The sequence below is a fragment of the Paenibacillus sp. EB106-05-06-XG162 genome (assembly GCF_058791655.1).
The window spans coordinates 302,321-318,824 of the sequence record NZ_JBYTDT010000006.1; the positions used below are offsets into that span (position 1 = coordinate 302,321).

Sequence of the window (16,504 nt, forward strand, 5' to 3'; positions counted from 1 at the left end):
CTACGTCTATTGGGGCCGATTACGTCGGCAATGAAATCAAGCTGAAGGAGATAAATAAAAATGAAGAATAGATTCGAATTTACTGCGGTCGTCTTAATAGGCAATGGCGAGTTAACAGACGACTTTACCATCGATCTTGCCAAAATGGTTGACCGTTTGACCGCACAGATGGAGATCGCCAAGAAAGCGCTGCACACCATTGCGGAGAGTTCAGAGCAAGGTAACGAGGCATCCAAGACCATTGCCACAGAAGCTCTAGAAGCGATTGTTGAATAGGTATGTTCTTGTCACAGTTCGGCAATGTTTAAATATTAAACTATCAATATAACCTTGATTCGCTAATCGAGTATTGGATTCTTGATGAATCATTTCTACCACCGCATAGTTAGGACAACTAGAGCTGCCGGAAACATAGCGCAGAAAGCAACCGTATTCTGGCCGGCTGCCTTCATGTCTTAATTGAACTATCGTGTCCCGTTAGTTCAATATTAAAAAGTTCAACTCATGTAATAACTTTTTCTTCATCGCCTCCAATGCTTCATCGCTGGGTTTAACATCATCTGCATACATGATTTCTTTAGGTGTCCACCAAACAGGAAACTTTGGGGTTGGTTCAGTCAGTCTTCTCGGGAAAATGTGCCAATGCATATGAGAATCACCATTGCCAAGAAGTTCATAATTTAACTTATCTGGTTTGAAAGCATTAAATACGGCTTCAGATACTATGCTCATTTCCACAAGATACTTTTCCTTAAATTCTCTATTTAGTTCGTGAAGTTCACACTTATGATCTTTGCAGAGAAATAGTGTATAGCCTTCGAAATATTGGTGGTCTCCTATTACCACGTACCCTGTTTCTAATTCTGCTACAAAATACTTATTTGTATCTTCTTTTATCATATTGATTCGATTACAAATAAGGCAATTTTCCATTTACATCACCATCCTTAATCTTATTGTTTGAAAACAATATATCCTTTTTCCAATAGGAGATAAATGGAGAATTGTTATTAGTTCATGGATTTTTGTTATCGAATACTGCCCGTTTGCTTAATGATTCGTACTTCTTCTATGATACGGTTCACCGTACTAGCTGTTATGGCAAGTATTATTTATAAAAATATTCCCCCTCGACTCCCTTATATTAACTGGATATTATTGTTACATAACCTTTGAGGAAATGTACAACAAAATAACCGATAGACAATATTATCTTGGAGGAACAATTAATGGGTATCACACTAAGGAGATATAAATTATTTTCTGATTTTGAAAGAGTCAATGAATTCATCCGACAAAACTTTAAAAAATACCAGCTTAATGGAAATATCTCGCAACCATTCTGGGAATATGCCCATACACACCCAAGTTTCAATCACAGTCTGACCCATAGATTCGATGTATGGGAGGAGAACGGGGAAATCATTGCTGTTGCTTGTTACGAAATGAATATAGGTGAATGTTACTTTATTACAAAAAACCATTACGAGCAAATGAAGCCGCTTATGATCGATTATGCGGAAAATGAATTATTCAAAGTGAGTAATAATCAAAAAAATCTTGATATCTGGATTTTTGACTATGAAGATCAGCTAAAAGAAGAACTCTTACAAAAAGGATATAACCAAGTTTCCAAATCGCCAGTTACTATCTTTAATTATGATAATGGATTTCGTGAACGTTTATTACCAGAGGGATTTACCTTGATATCGTTAGAGGATGAAAATGATATCCGGAAAATTAACGATGTATTATGGCGGGGTTTTGACCATGGGGATGAACCTGATGATGATGTGGATTGCAGAATGCTTATGCAGAGTGGACCACATTTTCGAAAAGACTTAACAACAATTATTAAAGCACCAAACGGAGAATATGCCTGTTTTGCAGGAATGTGGATAGATGGGGTTAATGGTTTTGCTTACCTCGAGCCTCTTGCAACTGACCCACGTTACCGCCGTATGGGCCTCGCTACGATTGCGTTAACCGAAGCCATGAAACGTACTCAAAAATATGGAGTAACCTATTGTTTCGGAGGCAGTCGTGAGTTCTATCATAATATAGGTTTCGCAACTGTTTGCAATCGTGAGAAATGGTCAAAAGTATGGTAGTATAAATTACTTTTATCACCTTTATCATCAGATTCATGACAACTGAGAGGGTCCAATTAAACGTGAACCCATGTCATTGACCGCTTCCTGTGCCCAATGACATTCAACATTTTTATAACCACTCCCATTTTTCTGATGCCTGGGGCTTATAGAACCTTAGTCGTGCATGATCCCCCCCTGCTCATTAGCTGAACAGGCTGCCGTTCCGGCAGCCTGTTGTCTTTGTACTATCGTGTCCCGTTAGTTCAATCAACAAAAATTTCGTCTTAATCCTCGAATAACCATTCAAAATCATCATGTAAAACGAATTCGTCTGGTCCTAAATCCATTGAATAACTTGCACAGACAATGTCCTGTTGATTATACTCGTTGCCGTTATCAATACCTAAATAAATATGTTGTAATTGTTTATTTGATTTTGCACGTTCGGGTACTCTTTCAAGTATTCGTGATGACTTAACTATTGCAGAACGATAAAATTCGCTCCACTCATCAAATTCCATGCAATAAGGCAAATTAGCGTACACAACACCAGAGAACGTTAATATTGCCTCCTTAACCTTGTATGTGAAACTATGTTTACTTCGGTCAATCCGTCCAACCACTTTTAAAAAGTGAACCACAATCTGTTTGTTTTCGTGGTCAATAATAAGTTTTTTTATGACTGAATCATAAAGTTGTAAATCATCATTGTTTTTATAATCATCTATGCTCATTCAATCACCCATAATTATTTATTTCTTAGTTAAATGATTCGTGAAGCGATTATACAATCCTGCCGGTTAGCTGAACGAGGATGCCGTTCAATATGCGGCATCCTCGTGGTGTAGTTTATTGCGCTATCGTGTCCCGTTAGCTTAATCGACATTACGCGCCAGGTCCGACGGACTTAGCCACGCAGGGTTGTCTGCCTGACATCCCTTCCTCGAAATGCATCGGGCAGACCAAGGAGCGTAGCGACGCGGCGTAGATATGATGTTTAGCTGAAGTACCCCGCTTCCTCGAATTATCCAAATGTGTTGTTATGGGTTTAAAAAATAAATGTATACTTCTTGTTTTTCTGTAGTTGAATAAATTTTTTTATCCCTTTATAAATTAACCATACAAAAATCAAACCTATGATCGGAGCTAATTCAGGTGCTAGTGCAGACATCAACGAAATTGCCAATTCATAATAAGCAAAAAGGTCAATTATCCCTAATACAACAATTGTCATTATTAAGTGTTGAAGTTTGTCATAGTACTTCCAAATAAATGTTCTTATTTTGTTTATGAGATTTTTCATCCTTTTTGTTCCTTTCTATAAATACTATTTTTTAGAAAATTTATTAAAGCATTGTTTGCGTTTTGTTTATTATATTCTTTTGATTATTCGGGTATTTCAGCTAACGTTACCGTATTCACGACGCCGAGAGGCTTAAGGCAGCATAGCTGCCGGGTCCGACAGGACTTAGCCTCGCAGGTGTGTCCGCCTGATTCCGCTTCCTCGAAAGCCCTCCGACGGACCGAGGGACGAAAGGCCCGAAGCGTGAATACATTGTTATCTACTGTTTCTGCCATCTTGAATAACAACCAATGTGTTCTTTAGTCTTTGATCCCTTACATTTATTTTTCAACAATTACTAAGGACATAGCTGCATTGTTTCCTCCATCACTCATCGCTCTTTGACTTACTACTTTCCAACCCTCAGATAATAAATTATTCAGTTCTTCAAGATTGTTTTTCTTTTCGGTTAAAAAATAAACTATTATTGCTTTTTGCATAATTGATCCTCTTCCTTTCGATTTTTTCTATTGTGATTTTTTCTGTTTTTGAAACATGGGCAAACTCCAGAACCGCTGTAACTGAATGTGTATGAATGGTTATGAAACCGTTTTAGTTATTTAAGGCTTTTAATACATGTTTGCAGGAATTGCAGATAACGTTTTATTCACGAACTTCGTAAACAATTCCATATGTAGGGTATTCGCGAAACTTTTGAACTATCCTGCCCGTTCGTATTATGAGGTCACCAGATCTTTCTGGTGGACCTCATTTTTGTGTGGTCGTAAGATAGCGGTAGCCGGGGATCGAACGTTTCTGCCCGTGGGACTTTGATCCCGAGAGCTATTCTGTTCATTCCCCCTACTTGTTCAACCATGGTTAGGCTGGTTGGGACGTTGATCCCGTATCACATGCGATAGTATGGAAGACAAGAAGGTTAGGGGTTGCCGGTGAAAATACTACAGGAGTGATGTCATGAATCCAGTCATTGGTTTGGATGTGTCCAAGGGAGAGAGCCATGCATAAGCTTTTTTAGACCGTGGAGTACCTCATGGGAAAATCTTTAGATTTAATCATGATCTAGAGGGATTATCGTCTTTTCTTAATTATGTTAGAGCAGTGGAATCAGCTGCAGGGATGAGCCCTTGCATCGTAATGGAGGCAACAGGCCATTATCATAGCCCTGTTGTTCAGTTTCTGGATGAGCACCAGTATCTGTACATCGTCATTAATCCGTTAATCTCATATGAAGCAAAAAAAACTAATTTGAGACGGGTCAAGACGGATGCTGCTGATGCCTATCAACTTGGGGCGCTGTTCTATAAAGAAGAGTTTGAACCCCTCAAAAAACGGGGTCAGCATCTCATGAATTTACGCTTTCTCACTCGTCAGCATGAATCTTTAACGGGTATGTATGTTCAAGCGAAGCTGCAGTTCCAGGCTATTCTAGATCAGGTTTTTCCTGAATACCATGGCGTGTTCGGTAACCTCTATTCGAAAGTTTCGCTTCGGTTTCTAGCCTTACACCCGACGTCTAAAGGGGTCCTAGAAATGTCCGAGAAGGAAATTACAACTGAAATTCAACGTCTTACTGGACACGGCAGATCCGCCTCATGGTGTTTGGAACGCGCTCAAATCCTAGCGGCTGCAGCAAGGCGGAATCCCTTTAAGGAGACGGCTTTTCCAAGTCATTTGATCTCCATGCAGCTGCTGATTAAGTTACTTCTTCAATACCAGGACCATCTAACATCCCTTAATAAATCGATAGATGCCCTGGCAGAAGAGTTACTTGAATATGATTTAATCCAATCGATACCCGGTATTGGTACTAAAATTGCTGCAACAATTTTGGCCGAGATCGGGGAAATCGATCGGTTCGATCACGCAAAGAAGCTGGTGGCCTTTGCTGGTGTTGATCCCAGTGTATTTGCTTCAGGTAAGTTTGTGGCAACCCAAAATAGAATCACGAAACATGGCTCCAGAAGGCTTCGTACAGCCCTGTATCAAGCTGTGCGATGTGGTATTCGTAGTAATAGAAACAAGAAATTAAGAGCTTACTACGATAAAAAGCGTGCGGAAGGAAAGCTATTCAAAGTAGCGGTAATTGCTTGTGTAAACAAACTCATTCACTGGATTTTTGCCATCTTGACTTCAAAAGAAGCATTTCGGCTAGAATGATCAGCATGAAATAGAAAAAGATGAAATAAATTCCTGTGCCGAAGGGACGGTTATTTGTCATATCTTTTTTTAAGTATACCACTCTTGGAATCGACCATTAATAATTAAATATTGACAAGCTATTAGCTGGAATAGCGAAACGCGGCTGCCGATCTATTGCCAGCTGCCGCGATTTAGTTATTTATTAAACTATAGTGTCCTTGGCGAGAGCCTTGACTTAATGGAAGCTAACCGTAGCGCCTGTAATTGTAGATTAAAAAGGGCAGTGTTAGTAAGAAGGCAATGAAGGGAAAGGCGATGAATGCAATCTTGATGGGGAACAGATGGGTTTCCAAGGGGACCTCCTTTTTCCTTGAGATACGAAATTATACAAGTAGTATTGCTTCTTATTCATTGTCTTATGAGAAAGCTGTAGATATGGAAAAGTAGACGAAATCAAAAATCGTATTTCCATTCATTTTTTTAGTCAAATTCTACGTACTATCCCCTTCCTAAAAGGATACTCTCAACTTCTTAAACGCTAGCTCAGTCATTAGATCATCAACCTCTCACATCAACATCCCGGCAACAAAAAAAGCTGCCCCTAAGTCATCAAAATGACTGAGGAACAGCTTGATTAGATAAGCAAATTATTCTTTATTGTACATATCGTACAGCATGACTGCCCCTTCAGCTCTAGTCAAAGTAGCTATTGGATGAACAGAGACGCCGTCTCCTTTAACAATGCCACTATGGACAAGTGCAGCTATACGATCTAGTGCGTATGAAGCAATTTCTCCTTTATCGACAAAACGATTCAGATCAGAAGCAGATCCGTCAACGATCGGTTTGCCAGCGACCTTCATCGCCTTATGAAGCAGTACAAGCGCATCTTGCCTGGATATCGGCTGCAACGGGTTGAATTTGCCATCTCCCGTGCTGGTAGCGATTCCTAGCTTCTTGGCAATTGCTACTTCCTTATAATAATAGGCGGAAGCAGGAATATCGGAGAAGTTCGTCTCGATACCATCAGCCTTCAGCTCAAGCGCCCGCACGAGAAGCGCAACAAAATCAGCTCTCGTTATCGTTTCTTTCGGGGCAAATGCGTTTTCTGATGTTCCGTTGATGATTCCTTTGGATGCCATTACTTCAATTTGTTTTTTCGCCCATGATAAGCCACCGATGTCATTGAATGTTTTGTGGACGAAAACTACCGCATATTTACTGAAGTGGTTAGTCATAAACGTAACCATACCTGTTACCGGATCATATTTGCCACTAGGTACCGACAAGGCTTTACCTGTGCTGTCGATGTACCATACAATAATATGCTCTGGATCGGCTAATTCTTCCGCCGTAGGCTTATAAGCGATCGATACTTTCACCGGAGCTTTCGGATTGCTCCAATCAACCGTTTTCCCATCGATTTTGACGCTAAGCTCGATAACTGGATGATTACCGATTTGCGTCTTCACAGCAGGATCCAATGATGATATATCCCCAGCAGCTATAGACAGCGCAATGCTATTCACACCCGTCAAATCCATGGAATTCAGCATAGTAGCTGGAGCACTAATTGTTCCGAATTCTGTGGAAAGCTCAATCCTCGTCTTGACATCATTCGAGGCAATTGCCTCTTTCGGAAGCTCGATGACATAGGATTTTGCACCATCTGCTTTCCGAACGTCAATTTTGATGACTTTGACGCCAGCTGCATCTGTTGAAGCCGTTTCAACTGCCTTATTCCAGTCCGTAATGACAACGGCTGCTTTCGCTTCACCAGTTGCTGCATCTACCTTCGTCACAACCAAGTTGATTGAGCCTTTTTCTACAATCACTGTAGGTGGCGTTACCGGAGAGTAGTATGGATACGGATTTTCTGGATCTGGCTTTACTGGATCAGGCTTTACCGTAATTGTACTTGACGCGGTAAGATGATTGCCTTCCCCCGCCGTTACCGTGATGATGGCCGTTCCTACACCAATCGCAGTAACATTTCCATTCCCATCGACGGTAGCAACACGCTCGTCACTGCTACTCCATTGAACCGGAGTATTGACCGCATCTGCTGGTGTAAATACCGCTTTCAGCTTCACCGTTGCATGAATAAGAAGTTCTGCTGATGGCGGGTTCACCGTTACACCAGTTGCCACAGGATTGTTTACCGTCAATACTATCGGTTCTGTCGCATCCTTCTCATTGTACAGTTCAAATTCGGAGATGGCGTAGCGGTCTGTATCATCCAAGTTCGCAGCCCAAAGAGATATATAAATACCTTTTAATCCGTTATATTCATGTCCTTCGTGCTCGTAAATTTCCTTGTAATCAGGCAAATCGATCGTTACCCGTTCATAAGTATCCGGGCTGTCCGTTTCCCACGTTAGGTAGACGCTAGATTTGGTCTCTTGCCATTCCTCCCCATCTTCTGTCGTCGAAATATCCAGCACCTTCAATCCTTGATGTTGTGCTTTATTAACGACCAAAGTTAGTTTATTGAAATCTTTGAGATCATCACTATTCCACTGCAACATAAGCCGATGCGGAGGATCAAATTCACCTTTTCCGTTTAATATTGGCATGCTTGCACTTTGGAAATACGTATTATCGTCACCATCGATCATCTTAAGCGGTGAATGCTCGCTCTTGTTGTCGTAATCGGTGGCACTCCAATCACGTCCATGATTGTTGTATGTTGCATTGACCACCGTCGCTTCAAGTGCAATATTCTTATTTCGTTTCACCGTAATGGTGTACGTCTTGATCGTTACTCCGTCTTTTGCAGTAACGACGATATGGATTTTGCTGTTACCCATCGGTACCTTAGCCGTGACCCATTGATTTGCAGTAACTGCAATGTCGTTGATCTTCATCGTACTGTCAGCTTTACTCATCGTAGGTTTCAATGTTAGGGTGTCCGCGCCCTGAGCGATGTTAATCGTATACTCGGTTTTATTGCTATTAAAATCAATATTCGTACTACCGTCGTTCACCAGCAGCGCTGATAGCGACGCATCACTTTCTGGATTCATCACCTTAATCGTACTTGAAGAAGTAAGAAGGCCGCCTTCCCCTGCTTTTGCCGTTATGATCGCCGTTCCCGCACTTATGGCAGTAACCATACCGCTTCCGTTAACGGTTGCAACACGCTCGTCACTGCTGCTCCACTGAACGGAATTGTTGGTCGCATTTACCGGCTCAAACACAGCAGTCAGCTTCGTCGTTCCATGAATAAGAAGCTCGGCAGACGGCGGATTCACCTTCACCCCGGTTGCCGGAATATCAGATAACGACAATGCTACTGGTTCCGTCGCATCCTTATCATTGTAGAGTTCCATCTCGGATATGGCATAACGCTTATCTTCATTCAAGTTGGCTTTCCACAGCAGTATATAAATGCCTCTTATACCTTTGTAATCAGGCCCATAGTGCGCTTTATAGTCGGCCAAATCAATCGTAATACGCTCGTACTCATCCTCGCTATCAGTCTGCCAGGTTAATTTGTTCGAATTTAACTCATCCCAAGTTTTTCCGTCCTCGGTCGTCGTAATGTCCAGAACCGTTAATCCTTGCCGCTGTGCTTTGTTGACAACGAGTACAAGTTTATTGAAGTCCTGAAGATTATTCTCATCCCATTCCAGCAAAATCTTATGAGCCGGATTAAATTCACCTTTTGGGTTTAACTCTTCTATTCTCGCGCTTTGGAAATACGTTTCGACTTTGCCATCAATCATCGCAGACGGTAAATTCGCACCCTCCGTGTAATCATTCGTATCAATATTCCAATTAGTACCGTGTTCCGTAAAAGTCGCACGAGCGGCTTTCGCTTCAAGCGCAACGTTCTTGTTGCGTTTCACCGTAACGGTATACGTTTTTGACGTGATTCCGTCAACCGCTTTCGTAACGAATACGATCTTGCTGTTGCCCAGTGGAACTTTGGCTGTAATCAATTGGCCGCTGTTCACCTTCGTACCATTTACTTCTATTGTTCCTTTGCTGTTCTTCAACCGAGGCTGCAGCGTCATTGTATCCACGCTTGCATTAAGGGTGAATGTATAATCCAACTTATTGCTGTTAAAAGAAAGATCCGCGCTTCCTCCATTGACGATTAACTCCGACATCGATGCTTCACTAGATGCATCGAGCACCGTAATGGAGCTAGTCCCTGTGAAGCTCCCGTCAACGGTCGTAGCCGTAATCGTAGCCTTACCTGGCGCAACAGCAGTTACATTACCCGTCTGATCCACACTTGCAATTGTCTCGTCGCTGCTTGACCACACATACGCTTTATTCGTTGCATAATCCGGGATAATGGATGCTGTCAGTTTCACTGAATCCTCGCTATAAAGCGTAACATCCGCAGGACTTACCGTGATCCCTGTGACCGGTATCGCCATTGATGACACCGTAACCTCAATCCTAGCCATTTTGTTACCATCGACAGTTGTAGCTGTTATGAAAGCTTTCCCTCCAGCTACAGCCGTAATATTGCCGTTTGCATCAACTCTCGCGATGCTCTCGTTGGAGGAACTCCACTCCACGCCCTTTTCCGTCGCGCTAGCAGGTGACACAACCGGGCTTAGAGCGCTAGTCTCGCCTGGATTGAGCTCTAACTTACTAGGTAGGCTGGCTGACTCCAAAGCTACGTAACTAGAGTTGACCTTCGTTTTGTCTAACTGGAACAAATCCGCCACGCCGCCATTCAGCGTTACGTTCAGCTGATAACGGTTACCGCCGAGAGATTTAAGCGCAACCGCCTCCAGCTTGCCTGTTTCTCTGCTCACTCTTTTAATAGCATCTGGCGTATATTTAGCCAAATTCAGCTCAACCGTTATGGTTTGTTTCGTCTCAGCGCCTGATCCGTGCTGCTGATCCGGCAGGAGTCCGTTTCCTGTCGTCAATCCGTTCATAACCATAAAGTATTCCATATCCGTTGATCCGAAGAATGATTGCGTATCCGGAAGCGGATCAAAAAATCCGATAAGTGCATCGCCATTTAGTCCGTTATTTTCTATGCCGTTATTTTTGACAGTCATGTTTCTTAAGTAAGGGTGCGTAAGCCTGTTAAATTTATTAAGTACAGGTGTTTCTTTCGGTGTTTTATTGTTTACAACTGCCCCGCTTGCATCCTTATATTGACCAGGTACCGTAAATACATCCGTACTGTTCAATCTCACCAGATGCGGTCCTAGGTTTTTAATTTGGCGGGCCATTTCTGCATACTGATAATATTGCGGCGTAGGCTTCCTATCTTTATCAAAGAATAAGAAATACCTGCTATCATATTCCCAGCGGAACATACTCAGCCATTTCCCACCCAGCGTTAGTGTTGCAAATGGTATACCGTACACTTGTGACTCTGTAATAATATACGGACCAACTTCAGCCGGTTCCTGGCCTGTCTTGAAGCCTAGCAAATATTGACCAAAAGCAATCGGGCTTTGGCCTGTTCTATCGTAGCCTCCCAAGGCGATCGTTCGTTGATCATTAATATTGTTAAGTACGGTTGTGAACAGATTTTTATCCGTACCTCCCATCGAAAACGTATAATCATCAAAAGTGAGCAAATCAGGTTCTGCCGTTTTAATGTACGTTTCGAAGCTATCTCTCTGCCACTGACGTGACTGCTGATTGCTATGGGCAAGTACATTCGGATATAACTGATGACTCAGCTTGAACCAATCCGTGAATGTCTTCAAAATATCCTCGCTATATGATTGTTCATCCCCAAACGAGATCGTAATTAAGTTGTTTACATTCGCTGCTTGATCCGGGGTGAGAAACCCATTCTTATCGGCATCTTTGGGACCTCCGTCTATACCATGAACGAGTGACCATTGCGTATCCGGTAAAGCTTTATGGAAACTTTTGTTGTAAAGAGGCCATTCGTAATAAGTAGCCGTTGTAAAATTACTTCCTTTCCATTCCTCTGGCGTTGCGAATGGTCTGCCCATTTCCTCTGTAGGCATCCATGTCTGCATTTGCAGCCCTCTATCAATCAATACCCGACTTGCGCGAGACAGCGTCTTGGGTGGGACCACCTTGACGGTCCGCACTTTAGTTGCACTATCTCCCCGACTGCTCGACACCGTATATTTAATGGTATAAATACCACCCTTACTCGTGTCGACATGGCCTGTCTTTTGGATACTAGCTGTAAGGTCGCCGTCTACAGCATCAGTCGCTGTCGCTCCGGCTTCAACATATGCATCATTGGTAGACAGCGTCATCTCTGCGCTGCCACTGAGCGTAATCGCCGGCCAGACCAGTCCTGGCGCCTGCTGTATTTGCTTATCCGTCAATGCCCGGTCATACACTTGAACCTCATCGATATATCCAGGCCACGCATTAGATGAATCCGGGAATGTATCCGCACCAAGTCTGATTTCCCCTGTATTCGAGTCCATCTGTGTATTGTCTGTCGTCATGTCCAAGGCGCCATTGACGTACAACTTCACTGTTCCGCTTTCACGCACAAGCGCGACATGGTACCACTTTTTCGGTTCGATTGGAGTTGCTCCAATTGTGGCTACTCCGCCGAGTGATGATTCCATACGACCATCGGGTCTGCGCTTCAGCAAGGTTGTGTTGCTTCCCCCTTGCTGCTGTACCAGCACCACGTCCCGATTCGTATATGTAGAGTCGAAATTAACAAGCATGCTCAATGAGAAATCGCTGCCTGTATTGATTAAGTTATGATTCGGTATCGTAGCATAGCTGTCATATCCGTTAAGCAGTAAACCTTTACCGAATTTACCGCTTCCCTGTGCAGCCTTCGAAACTACAATATCATTGTTCAAGAAGGTGTCAGGCGTTACACCTCCAACCATACTCTCAAACTTCCATTCCCCTACTAATCCTAAATCAGCAGGAGCCGTATTGGCTTCATCCGCTAATACAACGCCATTCGGTACAACAAGGCAGAGCAATAGAGATATAACTGTCATCATGCTTATCCACTTTTTGTTTCTTAAGCACAACATCTCGTTCCTCCTCAGATATGAGTTAAGCGCTTAACCTAACATAATAAAAAAAAGTCCTTATCTTATGCACCAAAATGCATTATAGGACAACCTTTGCTTGAAACTGAACATGCAGCCTCTTTTCCTCACCTCTCCCTGAAGTTTGTTTGAATGCCCCTTCTAACAATGTAAAGGGTGAGTATTCCTGAATCGATCAAATCTTGTTCATTCCCTTCTAATGGTTTAATTTGATTTATACTTTTATATTTTCTAAAGACCAATGATAGTTAATGATTCTGAATGTTTTAGATTAAATTCTTGTAAAATATCGATAACCTCTTGAAAACCCTCTGGGTCCTCTTCCCTCGATCAACCAATATTTCCCTGCACTGAACAACGCTTTATTTCTTCGTGGTAAAACTCATTTAATGCATGCGATTGGACAATATGTATTAGAGCACAATCCTAATGCTAATGTTTTATATTTGACATCGGAAAAATTCACTAATGAATTTATCAATGCGATTATGAATAACCGCGGTGAAGCTTTTAGAAGTAAGTATCGAAATATTGATGTTAAATTGATTGATGACATTCAATTCAATGCTGGTAAAGATCAAATACAAGAAGAACTCTTCCACACATTTAATTCTCTTCTAGAGGAAGGCAAAGCTATTATTATCTCATGTGATAGGAAGCCTAAAGAAATTCAAACACTAGAAGAAAGATTACGATCACGCTTCGAATGGGGTCTCATAACAGATATTCAGCCTCCAGACCTTGAAACGAGAATTGCAATTTTGTTAAAAAAAGCTAAGGCAGAGAATATTCACATTCCTCATGAAGCAATGGTATACATTGCAAGCAATATCAACACAAATGTTCGTGAGTTAGAAGGTGCTCTCATTCGTGTTGTTGCATTTTCTACCCTAGTTAGCCAGGAAATTAACGTTGAATTAGCAGTAGATGCTTTAAAAGATATTATTCCCTCCTGTCCCCCACAAGTTGTGACAATCCCTAAGATCCAGCAATATATAGAAGAATATTATGGGTTGCGATCTGAAGTATTTAAGGAGCGCAAGCGAACAAAAGCTGTGGCCTTTCCGAGGCAGGTTGCAATGTACCTCTCCAGAGAACTCACAGATTCCTCATTACCGAAAATTGGGGAAGCATTTGGAGGACGTGATCAATTAAAATGGAGGAAGCATTAAAAAGCCCCTCCATTTACTGAACAAAATAATTAGTCCTTTTTTTGAGTCAACTCAATGATCTTTATTAGGAGCGTGAGCAATGCAAGGATCTCCAGAAAGCTCATGCTATCTCCTCCGATCCTGATAAGATGACTCTTCATCCGGACCTCCCTCTCCCATGAGGAGTATTCTGTTCTGTATAAGGTTATTCAAGCTTATCAGAAATTAGAATACGAGCTCATCCAGATAAACCTAACTGGCTCATTAGCCCATTAGATTAGAAAACTGCAGTCGGTCATACTGGCGCGGCTACCGTAGTGTCTTTATTGAGATAAAGTGTCCCGTTAGTGTAACGTGATATCGTTCTTTAAATCGTGATAACCTTTTTATATGAAAGCCACAGAAAACGGTATTTAATTATTACCTTCTGAATAAGTTCATCATTGTCAATTGTAATAGCATATATCTTATCGTCTTCAGTAGCAGTTCCCTTATTTACTTTATCTAATTGTTTTTGCGGATCTGTATTGGTTTGAAGTCCTATTGATTTCAGATCTCTAAAATTGTACTTACTTTCTTCTTGCCCCTCGAAATTTCTCGAAATGATAAATCCCTTCAACGAATTGCTCACCTGAATCATTACTTTTGTTGGCTCATTATTGTTGTTAACAAGGACTTCATTAATACTAATCTTTGCAAGACTACTGTTATTCCCGACTTCCACTAATAAAACACGTTTTTCAAACGATGATCCGATAACTGCCACTACCAAGGGTGAGTTATTTATTAGATAAATAGAATAAACGATAAAGGAAACGAAAATTACAATTAGAAAAGAAAGTATTACTTTAATCGATAATTTGATATCACTCACCTCCATATTAAACTTTACCATATATATGGTTAAATACCGTATTGATGTTTATTGTTCTAACTAAGAGTCCACTTAACTATCTGCCCGTTAGCGTAACGAAAAAAGCAACCGAATCGATAATCGGCTGCCTTCTTGTTGCGATTGAACTATCGTGTCCCGTTAGCTCAATCATCCAATATTATATTTTGATTATGCTTCAAAACGCATATTGCCTTTACCCGCTAGTCAATACAAACCCATTCTGAACCCATTCAAGTAATGATGATTCTGAATCAAAATACACAGCTTGAGATATCTGAGTACACAGCACCTGATAGTTTTCGTACCCAGTCACTGAAATTTCATCTTCCGAATCCACGAAACGTTCCTCAAATTCATCAGTTGTATTAAACCCAATTAATAAATCGTTAAGTCCTCCTTGAACAAAAGGAGAGGTAAATCCAAACAACAGATACTTACATCCAAACCTTGCTTCTTCAAGTTGCATTAATATTCCTCCATAAATATATTATGATATCTACCATCGCAACACATCTTGTTGCTTCCACAACCTTCTATAATTTAATAATACTATCATCCCTTTAGTTCAACAAAAATAGCAGCCTCTTTATTATCGGCTGCTGCACTGTCTTTATTGAGCTATCGTGTCCCGTTAGTTCAACGCGAATTCTTACCTGCCAATTAAAAACAATCTCTCTCCACGATATAATTGGTACTGCTCAAAAACTGATGAATCGGCAAACAAATCCAAATAATATTGTCCTCCAAACTCGATTAATAAGTCTCCTGTTACAAAGTGGCTGATATTTGAGATTGGTGTATTCATTAAATGTTCTTTCAATATAGATATAAAATCGGTTTCTTTGCGTTCATTAATACCAACCAGGATATCGGTTTTACCCCTTAATCTCCAAGAACATTCCACGTTTAAGCTTCCATCTACAAGCTTCACGTTTAGTAATTCTAGTCCAATAGCAGTTATATCTGTTACTTTTTGTCCCATAAAATCCGTAAAATCAATGCTAGTCAATCTGTCCGAAAAGTTCATCTAATTCACCTCATAATAACATTGATTCTACCAAAGTTTAGGGATTCCTTTATTGTGTTATCCTCCCTCTATGGAGAAACGCTTTTCTCTTAAATGCTCACGTATCCTTAGAATTTGACCGCTTACAGATAAATTCTCAGTGGAACCAAATTGAAGATAAAGAAAAATGTGGGGCTGTTGAATGCGCAAAAGATCTTTACCCAAACCACCCTCTGTAAAAAGTGGTTCCTGAGGTAAAATATGGTTGCACCTATGGATCTCCACATCTGCTCATGGAGGTCAACCCTCCCATGTCTCACAGAGTCTACGCTCCCACATTCCTTCATTCAACCTGTCCATGAGGTGGAGGTCAGATATGCTGCCCGACAGGATCTTCGTCCGTAGGATAGTTGCGTTCCGACTCATCCGTGCTTCTTTTATCTGTTCTTGCTACGATCTCAAAATCTCATAACGACTTCATTTATGCTGCTTGCGGTAACGCTGCGAATCGAGGAATATCCTGCATCATCTTGACTTCATTGAACTCATGCCCCTTTTTCATAATGCCGAACAAGACTCGAATCAGCTTGTTACATAAGGCGATTAGGGACTGCATCTTTTTCAACGGATTATCCGGCCGTTTGGTGTAATACTCGTACAGGGCTCGAAAGGCTGCATTTTTGGCGACCAACGGCATCATGACTCGGAAGAGCAAGGCACGAAGTCGCTTCCTGCCTCTCTTCGTAATTTTGGTCTGCCCTTTGTGTTTGCCTGACGTGTTTTCTTTCAAACTCAGCCCAGCGAGCTTTATGATCTGCTTCGGATGTCGGTACTGTCCGATGTCACCAACTTCAGCGAGAAATCCAGCTATGGTATCCCTGCCAATCCCTTTAATTGCCAACAATTGCGGAACAAAAGGAAT

The 16,504-nt window shown here is 41.5% G+C and carries 10 protein-coding genes and 2 pseudogenes; 4 read left to right on the plus strand and 8 right to left on the minus strand.

Annotated features, from left to right (window positions below; translation table 11 throughout):
- Positions 1 to 60 precede the first annotated feature (60 nt).
- On the plus strand, positions 61 to 276 hold the full coding sequence (locus tag AC3WU2_RS16065; protein WP_492455827.1) for a hypothetical protein: 216 nt from the start codon (positions 61 to 63) through the stop codon (positions 274 to 276).
- Between the two features lie 201 nt (positions 277 to 477).
- Here AC3WU2_RS16065 and AC3WU2_RS16070 read toward each other — a convergent pair whose 3' ends face one another.
- Positions 478 to 933 (minus strand): HIT family protein, encoded by a 456-nt coding sequence (locus AC3WU2_RS16070; RefSeq protein WP_492455829.1) that lies wholly within the window; start codon positions 931 to 933, stop codon positions 478 to 480.
- 296 nt (positions 934 to 1,229) lie between these two features.
- Between AC3WU2_RS16070 and AC3WU2_RS16075 the strand changes: the two genes are divergently transcribed.
- Complete coding sequence (locus tag AC3WU2_RS16075; RefSeq protein ID WP_492455831.1) at positions 1,230 to 2,111, plus strand: GNAT family N-acetyltransferase; 882 nt, start codon at positions 1,230 to 1,232, stop codon at positions 2,109 to 2,111.
- A 266-nt stretch (positions 2,112 to 2,377) separates the two neighbouring features.
- Here AC3WU2_RS16075 and AC3WU2_RS16080 read toward each other — a convergent pair whose 3' ends face one another.
- Both AC3WU2_RS16080 and AC3WU2_RS16085 read right to left on the minus strand, forming a co-directional pair.
- Entirely contained in the window at positions 2,378 to 2,827 is a 450-nt protein-coding gene (locus tag AC3WU2_RS16080) for a hypothetical protein (RefSeq protein WP_492455833.1), read from the minus strand.
- An 889-nt stretch (positions 2,828 to 3,716) separates the two neighbouring features.
- The gene (locus AC3WU2_RS16085) at positions 3,717 to 3,875 is read right to left on the minus strand and encodes a hypothetical protein (RefSeq protein ID WP_492455835.1); all 159 of its coding nucleotides are present in this window, start codon (positions 3,873 to 3,875) and stop codon (positions 3,717 to 3,719) included.
- Positions 3,876 to 4,350: 475 nt separating this feature from the next.
- On the opposite strand from AC3WU2_RS16085, the pseudogene AC3WU2_RS16090 reads away from it, so the two are divergent.
- Positions 4,351 to 5,553 (plus strand): annotated as a pseudogene (locus AC3WU2_RS16090) (IS110 family RNA-guided transposase).
- Positions 5,554 to 6,182: 629 nt separating this feature from the next.
- Here the strand turns inward: AC3WU2_RS16090 and AC3WU2_RS16095 are convergent.
- Positions 6,183 to 12,479 (minus strand): Ig-like domain-containing protein, encoded by a 6,297-nt coding sequence (locus AC3WU2_RS16095; RefSeq protein WP_492455837.1) that lies wholly within the window; start codon positions 12,477 to 12,479, stop codon positions 6,183 to 6,185.
- Between the two features lie 407 nt (positions 12,480 to 12,886).
- Here AC3WU2_RS16095 and dnaA point away from each other — a divergent pair.
- Positions 12,887 to 13,678 (plus strand): annotated as a pseudogene (dnaA, locus tag AC3WU2_RS16100) (chromosomal replication initiator protein DnaA); the annotation flags it as partial.
- A 370-nt stretch (positions 13,679 to 14,048) separates the two neighbouring features.
- On the opposite strand, the gene AC3WU2_RS16105 reads toward dnaA, so the two are convergent.
- From AC3WU2_RS16105 to AC3WU2_RS16120, 4 genes are all read right to left on the minus strand, one after another.
- Positions 14,049 to 14,555, minus strand: coding sequence for a hypothetical protein (locus AC3WU2_RS16105; RefSeq protein WP_492455839.1), 507 nt, complete (start codon positions 14,553 to 14,555; stop codon positions 14,049 to 14,051).
- Positions 14,556 to 14,769: 214 nt separating this feature from the next.
- Positions 14,770 to 15,042: a hypothetical protein gene (locus AC3WU2_RS16110; RefSeq protein WP_492455841.1), complete on the minus strand. Its 273-nt coding sequence runs from the start codon at positions 15,040 to 15,042 to the stop codon at positions 14,770 to 14,772.
- A gap of 183 nt (positions 15,043 to 15,225) precedes the next feature.
- Positions 15,226 to 15,603: a hypothetical protein gene (locus AC3WU2_RS16115; RefSeq protein WP_492455843.1), complete on the minus strand. Its 378-nt coding sequence runs from the start codon at positions 15,601 to 15,603 to the stop codon at positions 15,226 to 15,228.
- 460 nt (positions 15,604 to 16,063) lie between these two features.
- The coding region (locus AC3WU2_RS16120) for a transposase (protein ID WP_492455845.1) at positions 16,064 to 16,504 on the minus strand (441 nt) is incomplete at its 5' end.

Coding starts and splice junctions, on each gene's coding strand:
- AC3WU2_RS16065 (WP_492455827.1), top strand. CDS start 61: ATGAAGAATAGATTCGAATTTACTGCGGTCGTCTTAATAGGCAATGGC.
- AC3WU2_RS16070 (WP_492455829.1), bottom strand. CDS start 933: ATGGAAAATTGCCTTATTTGTAATCGAATCAATATGATAAAAGAAGAT.
- AC3WU2_RS16075 (WP_492455831.1), top strand. CDS start 1,230: ATGGGTATCACACTAAGGAGATATAAATTATTTTCTGATTTTGAAAGA.
- AC3WU2_RS16080 (WP_492455833.1), bottom strand. CDS start 2,827: ATGAGCATAGATGATTATAAAAACAATGATGATTTACAACTTTATGAT.
- AC3WU2_RS16085 (WP_492455835.1), bottom strand. CDS start 3,875: ATGCAAAAAGCAATAATAGTTTATTTTTTAACCGAAAAGAAAAACAAT.
- AC3WU2_RS16095 (WP_492455837.1), bottom strand. CDS start 12,479: ATGATGACAGTTATATCTCTATTGCTCTGCCTTGTTGTACCGAATGGC.
- AC3WU2_RS16110 (WP_492455841.1), bottom strand. CDS start 15,042: ATGCAACTTGAAGAAGCAAGGTTTGGATGTAAGTATCTGTTGTTTGGA.
- AC3WU2_RS16115 (WP_492455843.1), bottom strand. CDS start 15,603: ATGAACTTTTCGGACAGATTGACTAGCATTGATTTTACGGATTTTATG.